Raw genomic sequence first — 15,204 nt, forward strand, 5'->3', positions numbered from 1 at the left:
GTTCCCGCACCCCGCCCCCACGTATACACCGGAGGTATACACACCATGTACAGTGCTCCGCATGTCTATCGGCCACACCCTGCTCGGACTCCTGGAGTCCGGCCCCCGTCACGGGTACGACCTCAAGCGCGCGTTCGACGAGAAGTTCGGACATGACCGCCCGCTCCACTACGGCCAGGTCTACTCGACCATGTCCCGGCTCCTGAGGAACGGCCTCGTCGAGGTCGACGGCGTCGAGAGCGGCAGCGGCCCCGAGCGCAAGCGCTACGCCATCACCGAGGCCGGCATCACCGATGTCGCCGCCTGGCTCGCCGAGCCGGAGAAGCCCGAGCCGTACCTCCAGTCGACGCTCTACACCAAGGTCGTCCTGGCTCTGCTCACCGGCCGCAGCGCGGAGGCCCTGCTGGACACCCAGCGGACCGAGCACCTGCGCCTGATGCGGATCCTCACCGACCGCAAGCGCAAGGGCGACCTCGCCGACCAGCTCATTTGCGACCACGCGCTCTTCCACCTGGAAGCCGATCTGCGCTGGCTGGAACTGACCGCCGCCCGGCTGGACCGGCTCGCCGAGGAGGTCGGCGCATGACCCTCGACGGCTCCCTGCTCAACGCCGACGGCCTGCACAAGACCTACGGCTCCACCCCGGCGCTCGACGGCGCCTCCTTCTCCATCCACCCGGGCGAGGTCGTCGCCGTGATGGGCCCGTCCGGCTCCGGGAAGTCGACCCTGCTGCACTGCCTCGCCGGAATCGTCACCCCCGACCGGGGCACGGTCACCTACGCGGGCCGCGAGCTCTCCGCCATGTCCGACGCCGAGCGCAGCGCCCTGCGCCGCACCGAATTCGGCTTCGTCTTCCAGTTCGGCCAGCTCGTCCCCGAGCTGACCTGCGTGGAGAACGTCGCCCTGCCGCTCCGCCTGAACGGCGTCCGGCGCAAGCAGGCCGAGCACACGGCACGGCACTGGCTGGAGCGCCTGGAGGTCGACGGCGTCGCGGGACAGCGCCCCGGAGAGGTCTCCGGCGGACAGGGTCAGCGCGTCGCGGTGGCCCGCGCGCTCGCCGCCTCGCCCAAGGTGATCTTCGCCGACGAACCGACCGGCGCCCTGGACTCCCTGAACGGCGAGCGGGTCATGCACCTGCTCACCGAGGCGGCCCGGTCCAGCAACGTCGCCGTGGTGCTGGTGACCCATGAGGCCCGGGTCGCCGCGTACTCCGACCGCGACGTCACCGTGCGCGACGGCCGGGCCCTCGACCTGGAGCACACCGCATGACCCTGCTCGACCGCGCGAAGGCCCCGGCCGAAGCCCCGCCCCGGCCCGCCCGCGGCCTCTCCTCCTTCCTGCGGGACCTCGCCCTGGGCATCCGGTTCGCCGCCGCGGGCGGGCGCGAGGGCTGGATCCGCACCCTGCTGACCGCCGTCGGCGTCGGCCTCGGCGTGGCACTGCTGCTCACGGCCGCCTCCGCGCCGCACCTGTCCGAGGAGCGTTCGGCGCGCAGTCAGGCGCGTTCCGAGAACAAGTCCGACGACCCGGACGCACTGGTGAAGAAGTCGGACACCACGGTGATCCGGGTCAACGCGACGACGGAGTACCGCGGCCGGACCGTCGAGGGCCATCTGATGCGCCCGGACGGGGCCCGCCCCGTCCGCCCGCCGGGCGTGGAGCGCTTCCCCGGCGCGGGCGAGATGGTGGTCTCGCCCGCCCTGAAGAAGCTGCTGAACTCCTCGGAGGGCAGCCTGCTCAGGGACCGGCTGCCGTACCGGATCACCGGCACGATCGCCGAACCCGGCCTGATCTCCCCGGGCGAGCTGCTCTTCTACGTGGGCAGCTCCACCCTTACCGTCGACAGCGGCTACCGGATCGCCGGTTACGGCGACCCGTCACCGCCCGAGCCCATGCCGCCGATGCTCGTCGTCCTGGTCATCCTGATCTGTGTCGTCCTGCTGATGCCGGTCGCGACCTTCATCGCGACCTCGGTGCGGTTCGGCGGCGACCGGCGCGACCGCAGGCTCGCCGCGCTGCGTCTGGTCGGCGCGGACATCCGGACGACCCGCCGGATCGCGGCCGGTGAGGCGTTCTTCGGGGCGGTCCTCGGCCTGCTGGCCGGTGTGGCGTTCTTCCTGACGGGGCGGCACTTCATGGGCACCGTCGAGGTGTGGGACCTCAGCGCCTTCCCGGCGGATCTGGTCCCCGACCCCCGGCTCGCGGCGCTGGTCGTGGTCGCGGTGCCGTCGGCGGCGGTGTTCGTCACGCTGCTCGCCATGCGTTCGGTGGTGATCGAACCGCTCGGCGTCGTACGCGGCGGACGCGAGCGCGGGCGGCGGCTCTGGTGGCGGCTGCTGATCCCGGTCGCGGGTCTGGCGGTGCTCCTGCTGACCGGCAAGGTGGAGCCGTACGGCGATGTGAACCCGTATCCGGTCGCGGGCGGCGCCGTGCTGGTGCTGTTCGGGCTCGCGCTGCTGCTGCCCTGGCTGATCGAGGCGTGCGTGAAGCGTCTGCACGGCGGCCCGGTGCCCTGGCAGCTCGCCACCCGGCGGCTCCAGCTCAGCAGCGGCGCGGCCTCCCGCGCGGTCAGCGGCATCACGGTCGCGGTGGCGGGCGCGGTGGCCCTGCAGATGCTGTTCGTCGCGGTGGGGGACGAGTTCAACCGGCTCACCGGCCAGGACGAGCGGCGCGCCCAGTTCTACACGTCCTCCGAGGTCGTCAGCGGTGACGCGGCCACCCGGACCATCGAGAAGTTCCGGGCCACCGAGGGCGTCACGGGCGTCATCGGCCTTGTCGAGTCGTTCGCGGTGAAACCGGGCGCGTACGAGGAGGACGATCTCCAGCCCACCACCGGACTGACCATCGGCGACTGCGCGACCCTGCGCGAGATCGCCCGGATCGAGTCCTGCCGGGACGGCGACGTCTTCGTCGTCCACCCCGAGGGCGACAAGGAGCAGGCGGACTGGATCGACAAGACGGCCCGCAAGGGCAAGACGGTCGAACTCAACTACCTGACGGGGCATCAGCCCGGCGAGAAGTCGATGCCGTGGACCCTGCCCGCCGACACCCCGACCGTCACCGCCCGCCGCGACCCGATGAACGAGGAGCACATGGGCATCATGGCGACGGTCGGCGCGATCGACCCGCGCACCCTGCCGCACGCCACGACCAACGCGCAGATCCGGGTGGACCAGAGCGTGCCGGACGTCTCGGAGTACGTGCGGAACACGGCGGCCGAACTGGACCCGGGGATGCGGATCGCCGCCCTCACCTCGGTGGCCAAGGACCGGCAGTACCTCACCGTGCAGCGGGGTCTCCAGGCCGGGGCGACCGCGACGCTGCTGCTGATCGCCGCCGCGATGCTGGTCTCGCAGCTGGAACAGCTGCGGGAGCGCAAGCGCCTGCTGTCGGTACTGGTGGCCTTCGGCACCCGGCGCTCGACGCTCGGCTGGTCGGTGCTCTGGCAGACCGCCGTCCCGGTGCTCATCGGCCTGGCGGTCGCGGTCGTCGGCGGCCTCGGCCTGGGGGCCGCGATGATCCGCATGGTCGGCAAGAAGGTGACCGACTGGTGGCTGTTCCTGCCGATGGTGGGGGCGGGTGCCGCGCTGATCGTGCTCGTCACCCTGCTGTCGCTGCCGCCGCTGTGGCGCATGATGCGGCCGGACGGCCTGCGCACGGAGTGACGGACGCCCCGACCGTCGGGGGTGAGGTGCCCGGAACGTTCCGGGCACCTCACCCCCTCTCCGGTTCCGGCCCGCTCCTCCCGCCCTGCCTCCGCCCCGCTCCTCCCGTTGCCCCGCTCTCCCCTCCTACGCGCCCGCCGTCACCCGGACCGGCAGCGCCCGCATGGCCTCGCGCAACGCGGCCGCGAACTCCTCGAACTCCTCGTGCCGCGCCGCCCCCGTCCGCATCCCCAGTGCCACCCGCCGCGACGGTGCCGGTTCCTCGAAGTACCCGGTGACCAGCGCGTCGTTGCGGCCGGTCTCGACCGTCACCGCGGTACGCGGCAGCAGCGTCACCCCGAGCCCGCCGGCGACGAGCTGCACCAGCGTGGAAAGCCCGGCCGCGGTCGTGGTCACGGGTGCCCCCCGTGTCCGTCCCGCCTCCCGGCAGATGTCGAGCGCCTGATCGCGCAGGCAGTGCCCCTCGTCGAGCAGCAGCAACGGCAGCTCGCGCAGCGCCTCGCGCGGCAGGTCGGTGCGCCCGCCCAGCCAGTGGTCCCGCTCCATCACCAGCACGAAGTCCTCGTCGAAGAGCGGAAGTTCGGTGACGCCCGGGATGCCGAGCGGCACCGCGAGCAGCAGCAGGTCCAGCCGCCCCGCGGCCAGCCCCTCCAGCAGCGAGGAGGTCTGCTCCTCGTGCACCTGGAGATCGAGTTCGGGGTAGCGGTCGTGGACCAGCCGCAGCACCGTCGGCAGCAGGTACGGGGCGACGGTAGGAATCACGCCGAGCCTGAGGACACCGGTGAACGGCGCCCGCACCGCCTCCGCCTCCTCCATCAGCTCGCCCACGGCCTCCAGCACCGCGCGGGCCCGGACCGCGAGCCGCTCCCCCGCCGGCGAGAGCAGCACCTTGCGCGTCGTACGCTCGATGAGCTGCACGCCCAGCGCCTCCTCCAGCGCCGAGACGGCTCCGGAGAGTGCCGGCTGACTCATGCCGATGGCCGCCGCGGCGTCCCTGAAGTGCAGGTGCTCGGCGACGGCGGCGAAGGCGCGCAGCTGCGACAGGCTGGGCTGTTTCATCCGGTTGGCCTGATTACCCTGGTTGCCCTGTTTCACTGATAGGCACCTCCGATCATCACGACCGATTGTAGCTATTTCCGCGATCAATGCTCTCTGTGCCAAGGTGGGGAACGTCCAACCCTCAGGAAGTCCCCCACAAGGGATTTCCGACGCTGCAAGGAGTACGCGTGCTCACTGTCGGTGACAAGTTCCCCGAGTTCGACCTGACTGCTTGTGTCTCGCTGGAGAAGGGCAAGGAGTTCGAGCAGATCAACCACAAGACCTACGAGGGCAAGTGGAAGGTCGTTTTCGCGTGGCCGAAGGACTTCACCTTCGTGTGCCCCACCGAGATCGCCGCCTTCGGGAAGCTGAACGACGAGTTCGCCGACCGTGACGCCCAGGTCCTCGGCTTCTCCGGTGACTCCGAGTTCGTGCACCACGCCTGGCGCAAGGACCACCCGGACCTGACCGACCTGCCCTTCCCGATGATGGCCGACTCGAAGCACGAGCTCATGCGTGACCTCGGCATCGAGGGCGAGGACGGCTTCGCCCAGCGCGCCGTCTTCATCGTCGACCAGAACAACGAGATCCAGTTCACGATGGTGACCGCCGGTTCCGTGGGCCGTAACCCCAAGGAGGTCCTCCGGGTCCTCGACGCCCTGCAGACCGACGAGCTGTGCCCGTGCAACTGGTCCAAGGGCGAGGACACCCTCGACCCGGTCGCGCTCCTCTCGGGCGAGTGAGCTGACGGCGACATGGCACTCGACGAACTGAAGGCCGCCGTCCCGGGCTTCGCGAAGGACCTGAAGCTGAACCTCGGTTCGGTCATCGGGAACAGCAACCTCCCGCAGCAGCAGCTGTGGGGCACCGTCCTCGCCTGCGCGATCGCCTCGCGCTCGCCGAAGGTGCTGCGCGAGCTGGAGCCGGAGGCGAAGGCCAACCTCTCCGCGGAGGCGTACGCCGCCGCGAAGTCGGCCGCCGCCATCATGGCGATGAACAACGTCTTCTACCGGACCCGGCACCTTCTCTCGGACCCCGAGTACGGGACGCTCCGGGCGGGGCTGCGGATGAACGTCATCGGCAACCCGGGTGTGGAGAAGATCGACTTCGAGCTGTGGTCGCTCGCCGTCTCCGCGATCAACGGCTGCGGCCAGTGCCTGGACTCGCACGAGCAGGTGCTGCGCAAGGCCGGCGTGGACCGTGAGACCATCCAGGAAGCCGTCAAGGTCGCTTCGGTGATCCAGGCGGTCGGCGTGACCCTCGACGCCGAGGCCGTGCTCGCCGAGTAGGACGCACCACCCCTGATACGGGAAGGGCCCCGGGGACGACCGACCGTCCCCGGGGCTCTTCCTCTTCTTTCTCCCGGCCCACCGACGCGCCGCCGGTCTCCGCAGGTGCGCCCCGGTCTCCGCCGGTCGCGCTACCGCTTCCCGTTCCCGTTCCCGTCGTTCGTACCGCGGTTGCCTTCGTCGTGTTCCGGCTCCCGGTCCTCGGGCGGCGAGCCCGGCGCGGGTGTGGGGGCGACGTCGAGGGCGGTCGCCCCGCGCGGGGACGGGGCGTGCCGCAGGGCCTCCTCCTGCCCGTACGCGCGCAGGTAACCGACCACCGTGTTGGTGACCGCGACCAGCGGCACCGCGACGACCGCTCCCCCGATGCCGGCGATCATGCCGCCCGCGGCAACGGACAGGACGACGGCGAGCGGGTGCACCCGCACCGCGCGCCCCAGGATGAACGGCTGGAGCACATGGCCCTCGATCTGCTGCACCAGGAGCACCACGGCCAGCACCATCAGCGCGGTGAACACGCCCTCGGTGACCAGCGCCACGACGACCGCGAGCGCTCCGGAGATCACCGCGCCGACCAGGGGGATGAAGGCGAAGAGGAAGATGAACACGGCCAGCGGCACCGCCATCGGGACATCGAGGAACCAGATCCCGAGCCCGATGAAGATCGCGTCGATCAGCGCCACTATGACCGTGCCCCGCACATAGGCGGTAAGGGTCCGCCAGGCGCGCGGACCTGCGCCGGCGACGCCCGGCCGGGCCTGGGCGGGCACCAGTTTGAGGACCCAGTGCCAGATGCGCTTCCCGTCGTACAGCAGGAAGAGCGTCGAGAACATCGCCAGAAGCATTCCGGTGAGGAACTCCACCATCACGGTGACGCCCTGCAACCCGGCGGAGGTGATCTCGTCGGTGTTGGTGCCGATGGTGTCGCTGAGGTTCTTCGCGACATCGTTGATCTGCTGTTCGGTGACGTGGAAGGGGCTGTTGAGCAGCCAGCGCTTGAGTTCCTCGATACCCGCCCGCACCTTGTCGGAGAGGGTGTCGATGTTGTCCATCACCTGCCAGACGACGAACCAGCCGACCAGCCCGATGATGACGAAGCCCAGGATCGCGGTGACCGCGGTGGCGAGTCCGCGCGGCAGCCCGTACCGCTTCAGCCGGGCGACGGTCGGCTGGAGCATCGCGGTGACGAGCAGCGCGGCGACGAACGCCAGCACCACGAGTTGGACGGTGCTGATCACCTTCATCAGCACCCAGAGCGTCCCCGCGAGGACGAGCAGTCGCCAGCCCGCCTCGGCAGCGACCCGCATGCTCCACGGAATCGCGGCGACCGGATCGGGCCGGGCGGCGACGGACGGGGCGTACGCCGGGGGCGGCGGCACGTGGTCGACAGCGCCGCGCCGGTCCGCGTCATCGGGTACGGGGGCGGTGGATGCGCTCGGCACCGACGGGTCGACGGGCACGGCGGCTTCTTCCTCGGCTTCGGTCTTGCGCTTTCCCAGCCGCTCGCCCAGATCGGTAAGTTCGGTGCCCAGGCGGTCGAGCCACCCCGGAAGTCTCGACATGATCGTTTCTCTTCCCCCGCTCCTTCTCCCCACCGGTGACCGGCCGAGTCGTCCGGACCGACCGTACACGCGCGAAGCCCCCCACCGCAGAACGGTGAGGGGCTTCGGGAGGTCAATACGGCGGCCTCGCACGGCTCTCCGGGCCGGGAGGGGCCTAGGCCGTGTCCGACGATTCCACGCGGAATCGTCGGATACGTCCTAATACCAGTGGTTGGCCTGCCAGAAGGCCCAGGCACCGCACGGGCTGCCGTACTTGGCGCCGTTCATGTAGCTGAGGCCCCACTTGATCTGGGTGGCCGGGTTGGTCTGCCAGTCGGCACCGGCGCTCGACATCTTCGAGCCGGGCAGTGCCTGCACGAGGCCGTAGGCACCGGAGGAAGGGTTGCTCGCCCGGTAGTTCCACGTCGACTCGACGTTCACGATGTTGCTGAAGCACTGGAACTGGTCGGCGGGCACGATCTGCCGCGCGATCGCCTTGACCTCTGCCACGGTGTACGAGCTCTGCTGGGCGAAGGAGGCAGTGCTGCGGATCTCGGATCGGCTGGCGCGCTCGGCGTCCTCCTTCTCCTTGCGCTCCTTCTCCAGCTTCGCCTCGGCCGCCTGCTTCTTCGACTTGGCGTCCTTGGCGGCCTGGATGCGGGCCGATTCCTCTACCGACTTCTTCGCCGCCGCGTCTGCCGCGGACGCCTGGGCGTCGGCCTGCTGGGTCAGCGAGGCGGTCTGCACCTGGGCCTGCTGACCGGCGGGGATGTCTGCGAGCAGCGTCGTGTCCGCTGCGGTCGCCTCGAAGTTGTTGTCGTCGACAGCGGGAGTGCTGCCCGAGGCAACGCCTACGACGGCGCCGACGGTGGTGACCGCGGTGGCAGACGCCACTGCGAACCCCCGGACCGAGATCCGGCTCACACGGTTTCCTTCCAGCATCGCCCGCTTAGGTGACCTCGCGGGCGCAATCGTGCCCCTGGCACTGACCTCCCCACTGCTTGGGTCACGGGAGGTACGGGCCCGGTGGGCGACTCCCCCGGAAGGGAGCGCCGCGTGGTACTCGCGGGCGGCATACGGCAGTCGGTTGTTGAGTTGTGTGGTGCATGGCACCTCTGGAGGTGCGGGTGTGCCGTATGCGGGGCCTGACGGAAGCAAGACTCTGCCGGAACGGCACACCGGGAAGCAATTCTCTGTCGCGTGTGAAAGCTCACACCTCGTTTGGTCCAGGTGATTCACGGAAAAGACGCCGCAGCACGAAGCCGCCCGGCTAAGCTGCTGCGCTCGCCGGGCGGCACCAACGGTCGTATCCCGTGTCAGATCTGGCTTTCCTCCAGCATTTCGGTCACCAGCGCGGCGATCGGGGAGCGCTCGGAGCGGGTCAGCGTGATGTGGGCGAAGAGCGGATGTCCCTTGAGCTTCTCGACCACGGCCACCACCCCGTCGTACCGGCCGACCCTGAGGTTGTCCCGCTGGGCCACGTCATGGGTGAGCACCACCCGGGAGTTGGCCCCGATCCGGGAGAGCACGGTGAGCAGGACGTTCCGCTCCAGCGACTGCGCCTCGTCGACGATCACGAAGGCGTCGTGCAGCGAGCGGCCGCGGATGTGGGTGAGCGGCAGGATCTCCAGCATGTTGCGCCCGAGCACCTCCTCGATCACCTCGCGTCCGGCGACCGCGGAGAGCGTGTCGAAGACGGCCTGCGCCCAGGGGCTCATCTTCTCGGCCTCGGTGCCGGGAAGGTAGCCCAGCTCCTGCCCGCCGACCGCGTACAGCGGGCGGAAGACCATCACCTTCTGGTGCTGCCTGCGCTCCAGGACGGCTTCGAGCCCGGCGCACAGTGCCAGCGCGGACTTGCCCGTGCCGGCCCGGCCGCCCAGCGAGACGATGCCCACGTCCTGGTCGAGGAGGAGGTCGAGGGCGATGCGCTGCTCCGCGCTGCGGCCGTGGATGCCGAAGACCTCCCGGTCGCCGCGGACCAGGCGCACACCGCCCTCGGCGGTGACCCTGCCGAGGGCCTTGCCCCGCTCGGACTGGAGCACCAGCCCGGTGTGCACCGGCAGTTCGGCCGCCTCGGGGACGTGGAGCGTCTCCTCCCCGTAGAGCAGGTCCACCTGGTCCGCGGCGAGGGAGAGTTCCGACATGCCCGTCCAGCCGGAGTCGGTGACGGCGAGTTCGGCACGGTACTCCTCGGCGAGGAGGCCGACCGACGACGCCTTGATGCGCAGCGGCAGGTCCTTGGAGACGACCGTGACGTCGTATCCCTCGGCCTGGAGGTTGCGCGCGACGGCGAGGATCCGTGAGTCGTTGTCACCCAACCGGTAGCCGGCGGGCAGTACGCCGGGATCGGAGTGGTTGAGTTCGACGCGCAGTGTCCCGCCCAGGTCTCCCAGCGGAATCGGGGCGTCCAGCCGGCCGTACCGAGTGCGGAAGTCGTCCAGCAGGCGCAGGGCCTGCCGGGCGAAGTAACCCAGCTCCGGGTGGTGCCGTTTGGCCTCCAGTTCCGTGACCACGACGATCGGGAGCACGACTTCGTGCTCGTCGAATCGGGCCATGGCGTTCGGATCGGCCAGCAGGACGCTGGTGTCGAGAACATAGGTGCGCCTGTCGGACATGCGGCGCTTTGTGCTGGTCACCACGGAAGGACGTACCCCCTCGGACGAGGTTGGGGTGCGACGGCGTCGCGGAGCATCCCAATGGGAGAGGACGGACCGGGCTGCGGCCCCGATGCGCGGGCCGAGCACCGGCCCTCCGCGTCGGACGCACTGTGTGTACGGTCCTTCGTGTGCAAAGGGCCTCCCGGGCGAGCGGGCTCGTGCCCGCTCACTTGGACTCGACGTCCGCCTGGTTGGTGACCGGACGCCGACCTGTCTGGGGTATTCCCTCGAACGCGCGAAGCCATGCCGGACCTCGGGCATGGGTGAGCCTGAAGTGGCGCTCCGGACCGGGTGGGTTCGGCACCTCGCGGCTCCGGATCCGCCCCCGGGACGAATGGGCGGGAAACACCCGCACGGGGCCGCCGGGGCGGACTTCGTCAGCCGCCGTAGCGGCGGTGGCGGGCCGCGTAGTCGCGCAGGGCGCGCAGGAAGTCGACGCGGCGGAAGGCCGGCCAGAAGACCTCGCAGAAGTAGTACTCGGAGTGCGCGCTCTGCCAGAGCATGAAACCGGAGAGCCGCTGCTCGCCGCTGGTGCGGATGACCAGGTCCGGGTCGGGCTGGCCCCGGGTGTAGAGGTGCTCGGAGATCAGGTCGGTGGAGACGATCTCCGCCAGGTCCTCGAAGGACGTCCCCTTGGCCGAGTGCTCCAGCAGCAGGGAGCGGACCGCGTCCGCGATCTCCTGGCGCCCGCCGTAGCCGACGGCGACGTTGACCAGTATCCCGTCGACACCGACGGTGGCCTGTTCGGCCTCCTTGAGAACGGTCTGGGTGTGGGCGGGAAGGAGGTCGAGCGTGCCGACGTGGTGGACGCGCCAGCGGCCGTCCGCCGCGAGATCGCGCACCGTGTTCTCGATGATGCCGAGGAGCGGGATCAGCTCGGACTCGGGCCGGTCGAAGTTGTCCGTGGAGAGCAGCCACAGCGTGACCACCTCGACGTCGGTCTCGCTGCACCAGCCGAGCAGTTCCTGGATCTTGTCCGCCCCTGCCTGGTGTCCCTGCGCGGCCGTGCCGCCGGACGCCTTCGCCCAGCGCCGGTTGCCGTCGAGGATGACACCGATGTGCTTGGGCACCTGGGCGTGGTCGAGGCGGGCCTCCACCCGGCGCGCGTAGAGCCGGTACACCAGGTCGCGCAAGTTCACTGAGTTCACCTCTCGGTTCCGTGCGGGCCCGCCCGCCCCACCGCCCGGGGTCCTGGGTCGTCCCTCTGGGGATCGCCGCACCGCTCCGCGGAGCCCACCGCTCCGCCGTGCCCTCGCAGTCCCCGGAAACGCCACATTACTGCGCAGGCGGCAGACCGGCCCAACCCGGTCTGTCACAAGTCCGTGATAAGGAGAGAAACGTGACTGATTCTCCTCTCCCGCACCGGGCCGACGACTCGCGGTACGACTCCATGGAGTACCGCCGTACGGGTCGCAGCGGACTCAAGCTGCCCGCCGTCTCCCTCGGCCTCTGGCACAACTTCGGCGACGACCGCACGCTGGACTCGCAGCGCGCCATCCTGCGCCGCGCCTTCGACCTCGGGGTGACCCACTTCGACCTTGCCAACAACTACGGACCTCCGCCGGGCTCCGCCGAGCTCAACTTCGGCAAGATCTTCCGGCAGGACTTCGTCCCGTACCGGGACGAGCTGATCATCTCCACCAAGGCCGGGTACGACATGCACCCCGGTCCTTACGGCGAGTGGGGCTCGCGCAAGTACCTGTTGTCGTCGCTCGACGCCTCGCTGAGGCGGATGGGCCTCGACTACGTCGACATCTTCTACTCCCACCGCTTCGACCCGGACACCCCGCTGGAGGAGACGATGGGGGCGCTGGCCTCCGCCGTTCAGCAGGGCAAGGCGCTGTACGCGGGCGTGTCCTCGTACAACGCGGAGCAGACCGCCGAGGCGGCCCGGCTGCTCAGGGAGATGGGTGTGCCCGCCCTGATCCACCAGCCGTCCTACTCGATGATCAACCGCTGGATCGAGGACGACGGGCTCCTCGACACCCTGGAGGCGGCCGGCATGGGCTGCATCTCCTTCGTGCCGCTGGCCCAGGGCCTGCTCACGAACAAGTACCTGACCGGCATCCCGGAGGGTTCGCGCGCGACCCAGGGCAAGTCGCTGGACCCCGGTCTGCTCTCCGATGAGGTGCTGCGCCGGCTGAACGGGCTGAACGGCATCGCCGCGCGGCGCGGTCAGTCACTCGCCCAGCTCGCGCTGAACTGGGTGCTGCGGGACGACAGGATGACGTCGGCGCTGATCGGCGCGTCGAGCGTGCGGCAGTTGGAGGAGAACGTCGCGGCGCTCGCCGGACCGCCGCTGTCCGCCGAGGAACTGCGGGAGATCGACACCTTCGCCGTGGACACCGCGGGCGCCAACATCTGGGCCGGGCGGGGCTGACGGACGGCCCGCGCCGGACGGTCCCGTCACCGGGACTCCCCCGCGGCGGGGCCGGAGGACGGAACGAACCGTGGGAGGGGTGGGAAAGAGGCGCGCCATCGGCGCAGAAAAACGGGCCGGTCCGTGGGGGGGGATACGGACCGGCCCGAGGGGGGGTTTCCACCATAACCCTTCGTAAGTGGTGCTGCGTGCCACGCCACTCCACAATTACTCTCCGAATTCACCGGACTCCGGTCCGGGCACGGTGCCGGATCGACGCCCGCGGGCCGCCGCGGAGCCCCGCGGCCTGTGGTGGATCACGAAGGGAACCGCACTGCGCCGGAGCCCCGGGCCGCGGCGCCGCGAACCGTTCACCGGCGGGCTGCCGCCGTCAGGGGACGGCCCGCCGGGCGGATGCCTCCGTCGACACCGCGTCCGTGGGGTCGCCGGCTGCGGGCCTGCCGGGAACCGTGTCGCGCAGGGGCCGGTGCCCCGCCTGCCGCAGTGGTGCCCGCCCGGGGCGTCGGGAACGGTGGCGCATGGCTTCCTCGCACCAGGCGGCGAAGGTGGGGGCGCACAACCGGTCACGGAACCTGCCGATTCCGATCCAGCGCAGTACGGCCCCGGACCGGTCCAGGCGAAAGTAGGTCTCGCCCGGTCCGGTGGTGCCGGCTTCCGGTTCGCCGAGCGGCTCGGGTGACCAGCCCAGAGCGGTGACGGTGTCCATGGAGCGGAGGTTTCCGAGGACGCCGGGCATGCTGCGGGCCCCTCTACTCAGGTCGAGGTGCTCCACCTGCACCGGCCCGGTGTCGTCCGTCGCGTTCAGGGACGTGGTCAGGTCCCCGCCCGTCTGTCCGGCGCGGCCCAGGACGATCTTCTCCTGCATCAGGGCCCTGCCGGTGCCGTGCAGCCGGATCCGGGTGTCCCGGTGGGTGACGATCCCGTCCGAGACCACGAAGGGCTTGCCCGCCCAGGTCAGGACTGCTCCGTCGCCCACTGTGGCGTCGATCGTCCACGAGGACGGCGCGTCGCCCTCGTACGCGACCGTGCCGGTCGTCTCCACGACGTCGAGCCAGGCACCCGGAGCGACGTCCACCTCGATACGGACATCGTCGCCGGACAGCAGCAGCGCCCGGGTGGCGAGCAGGCCCACCCGGGCGCCGTGGGCGTCCAGGTCCATGGTCCGTGCCGTCAGGTGCCCGGTCGTGCGGTGGACGCGGCTGCGGCTCCCCGTGGGAATGACGCTCAGGCGGGTCGGACCGGTCACGCGCTCTGCCCCGCACCCGCCGGATTCCGGCCGTGCGCGTGGGGTTCCACGCCGTCCCGCCCGGCGTGGAAGTGCGGGGCCATGGGGCCCGGATCGACCGGGGTGTGCTCGCCGCTGCGGTAGTGCGCGAGGGTGTCGCGGACCCAGTCGGTCAGCGTCCGGACGGACACCTCGTCGTGCCGGGACAGCGCGACCACCGGGGAACCCCGACGGGCTTCGCGCCCTTCGCGCGCCATGCGTGCGACGTCCACGCCCACGTGCTCGCCCAGGTCGGTCTTGTTGATCACGAGCAGGTCGGCGCGGGCGATTCCGGGACCGCCCTTGCGGACGACGTCGCCGCCGCCGGCCACGTCCAGGACGAACAGCTGGGCGTCCACCAGGGCCGGGGAGAAAGTCGCGGTGAGGTTGTCGCCGCCGGACTCGATGACGACCAGGTCCAGCGGGCCGAAGTCGGCCTCCATGTCCTCGACCGCCAGCAGGTTGGCCGTCACGTCGTCACGGATCGCCGTGTGGGGGCACGCTCCCGTCTCCACCGGGCGGATTCGTTCGGGGTCCAGCACCCCTGCGCTCCTGAGGAAGCGCGCGTCCTCGTCGGTGTAGATGTCGTTCGTGATGACGCCCAGGCGCAGTTCGCCGGAGAGCTCCCGGCACAGCGTCGCGATGAGCGAGCTCTTGCCGGTGCCGACGGGGCCGGCTACGCCCAGGCGCATGGCACGGGTGGGGGCGGTGGCGTTCTCAGGCACTGAAGAGCCTCTCTGTGGTGGTGTCGTGGGTCTCGGCCCAGCGCTCGATGAGGGGAGCGCCGTGGGCGGGGATCTGTTCGGGGAGGTGGAGACCGGCCACCTGGGCGGCCGTCTCGTCGATGTCGGGGAGGAGTTCGTTCACCCACGCGGTGATGAGCAGCGGGTCCTGCGGTTCGAGTTTGAGCAGGGCCGCTGCCGCGGTCTGGGCGTCGTCGTACCCGACCAGGCGGGCCAGGTCGGCCGGGTCCATCCCGGCGCGGTGGGCGAGCAGACCGAGCACGACGGGGCGCGACCAGGTGCGTGCCCGAGCGTCGACGGGGCCGGGCCTGAGCGTCTGCAGGACACGGAGATACCCGCGTCCCAGGCGTCGGCCGTTGGCCCTCAACGCCTGGCTGGGGGTCCGGGCGGCCCAGGCCGCCTCGACGTCGGCCAGGTCGCCGCCGCTCGCCGCGACCGCACGGGCGACGACGGCGGTGCCGGCCTCCACGCGGGTGACGGTGCGAAGCCGGGACCGCAGGTAGGCGGGTACCTGGGCCGATGTCGTACCGGCCCGCAACGCCGGCTCCAGACCGGCGGACTGGGTGTGTCCACCGGACGGGAGCCGGGCGTCGCCCAGCAGTGCGAGCAGGAGCGAGGAGGTGCTCATCG

At 70.7% G+C, this 15,204-nt stretch carries 12 protein-coding genes and 2 pseudogenes; 6 read left to right on the forward strand and 8 right to left on the reverse strand.

All coding sequences use genetic code 11. The features are described 5' to 3' along the window. The first annotated feature begins 61 nt into the window (after positions 1-61). From ACF1CT_RS36315 to ACF1CT_RS36325, 3 genes are read left to right on the forward strand one after another with little or no spacing between them, the layout of a single operon-like run. A complete protein-coding gene (locus ACF1CT_RS36315; RefSeq protein WP_391788305.1) occupies positions 62-586 on the forward strand; it encodes a PadR family transcriptional regulator in 525 nt (174 codons plus the stop codon). Next, on the forward strand, positions 583-1,269 hold the full coding sequence (locus ACF1CT_RS36320; protein WP_391788306.1) for an ABC transporter ATP-binding protein: 687 nt from the start codon (positions 583-585) through the stop codon (positions 1,267-1,269). The genes ACF1CT_RS36315 and ACF1CT_RS36320 overlap by 4 nt, the downstream gene beginning before the upstream one ends. Continuing rightward, on the forward strand, positions 1,266-3,665 hold the full coding sequence (locus ACF1CT_RS36325) for an FtsX-like permease family protein (RefSeq protein WP_391788307.1): 2,400 nt from the start codon (positions 1,266-1,268) through the stop codon (positions 3,663-3,665). The genes ACF1CT_RS36320 and ACF1CT_RS36325 overlap by 4 nt, the downstream gene beginning before the upstream one ends. A 126-nt stretch (positions 3,666-3,791) precedes the next feature. On the opposite strand, the gene ACF1CT_RS36330 is transcribed toward ACF1CT_RS36325, so the two are convergent. After that, positions 3,792-4,724, reverse strand: coding sequence for a hydrogen peroxide-inducible genes activator (locus tag ACF1CT_RS36330; RefSeq protein ID WP_391788308.1), 933 nt, complete (start codon positions 4,722-4,724; stop codon positions 3,792-3,794). A 167-nt stretch (positions 4,725-4,891) separates the two neighbouring features. Between ACF1CT_RS36330 and ACF1CT_RS36335 the strand changes: the two genes are divergently transcribed. Then, positions 4,892-5,446, forward strand: a complete 555-nt coding sequence (locus tag ACF1CT_RS36335) for a peroxiredoxin (protein WP_391788309.1) — start codon at positions 4,892-4,894, stop codon at positions 5,444-5,446. Between the two features lie 12 nt (positions 5,447-5,458). Beyond that, a complete protein-coding gene (locus ACF1CT_RS36340; protein WP_391788310.1) occupies positions 5,459-5,992 on the forward strand; it encodes an alkyl hydroperoxide reductase in 534 nt (177 codons plus the stop codon). Between the two features lie 131 nt (positions 5,993-6,123). Here the strand turns inward: ACF1CT_RS36340 and ACF1CT_RS36345 are convergent, their stop codons facing one another. The 4 genes from ACF1CT_RS36345 to ACF1CT_RS36360 all read right to left on the reverse strand — a co-directional run bounded on the left by ACF1CT_RS36345 (position 6,124) and on the right by ACF1CT_RS36360 (position 11,326). Then, positions 6,124-7,551 carry an AI-2E family transporter gene (locus ACF1CT_RS36345; RefSeq protein ID WP_391788311.1) on the reverse strand — a complete coding sequence of 476 codons (1,428 nt, stop codon included), beginning with the start codon at positions 7,549-7,551 and terminating at the stop codon, positions 6,124-6,126. Positions 7,552-7,749: 198 nt separating this feature from the next. Continuing rightward, on the reverse strand, positions 7,750-8,454 hold the full coding sequence (locus ACF1CT_RS36350) for a lytic transglycosylase domain-containing protein (protein ID WP_391788312.1): 705 nt from the start codon (positions 8,452-8,454) through the stop codon (positions 7,750-7,752). A gap of 392 nt (positions 8,455-8,846) precedes the next feature. Further along, on the reverse strand, positions 8,847-10,169 hold the full coding sequence (locus ACF1CT_RS36355) for a PhoH family protein (RefSeq protein WP_391788313.1): 1,323 nt from the start codon (positions 10,167-10,169) through the stop codon (positions 8,847-8,849). A 395-nt stretch (positions 10,170-10,564) separates the two neighbouring features. Further along, a complete protein-coding gene (locus ACF1CT_RS36360; RefSeq protein ID WP_391788331.1) occupies positions 10,565-11,326 on the reverse strand; it encodes an isoprenyl transferase in 762 nt (253 codons plus the stop codon). 200 nt (positions 11,327-11,526) lie between these two features. On the opposite strand from ACF1CT_RS36360, the gene mgrA reads away from it, so the two are divergent. Beyond that, the gene (gene mgrA, locus ACF1CT_RS36365; protein WP_391788314.1) at positions 11,527-12,567 is read left to right on the forward strand and encodes an L-glyceraldehyde 3-phosphate reductase; all 1,041 of its coding nucleotides are present in this window, start codon (positions 11,527-11,529) and stop codon (positions 12,565-12,567) included. Positions 12,568-12,937: 370 nt separating this feature from the next. Here mgrA and ACF1CT_RS36370 read toward each other — a convergent pair whose 3' ends face one another. The 3 genes and pseudogenes from ACF1CT_RS36370 to ACF1CT_RS36380 form a co-directional block, all read right to left on the reverse strand. Continuing rightward, positions 12,938-13,813 carry an urease accessory protein UreD gene (locus ACF1CT_RS36370; RefSeq protein WP_391788315.1) on the reverse strand — a complete coding sequence of 292 codons (876 nt, stop codon included), beginning with the start codon at positions 13,811-13,813 and terminating at the stop codon, positions 12,938-12,940. Beyond that, a pseudogene (gene ureG, locus ACF1CT_RS36375) lies at positions 13,810-14,597 on the reverse strand (urease accessory protein UreG). The gene ACF1CT_RS36370 and the pseudogene ureG overlap by 4 nt, the downstream one beginning before the upstream one ends. A gap of 104 nt (positions 14,598-14,701) precedes the next feature. Further along, a pseudogene (locus ACF1CT_RS36380) lies at positions 14,702-15,202 on the reverse strand (urease accessory protein UreF); the annotation flags it as partial. Positions 15,203-15,204 lie beyond the last annotated feature (2 nt).

Source organism: Streptomyces sp. NPDC014734, from assembly GCF_043083325.1.
In the GTDB taxonomy this organism is placed as follows: Bacteria; Actinomycetota; Actinomycetes; order Streptomycetales; family Streptomycetaceae; genus Streptomyces.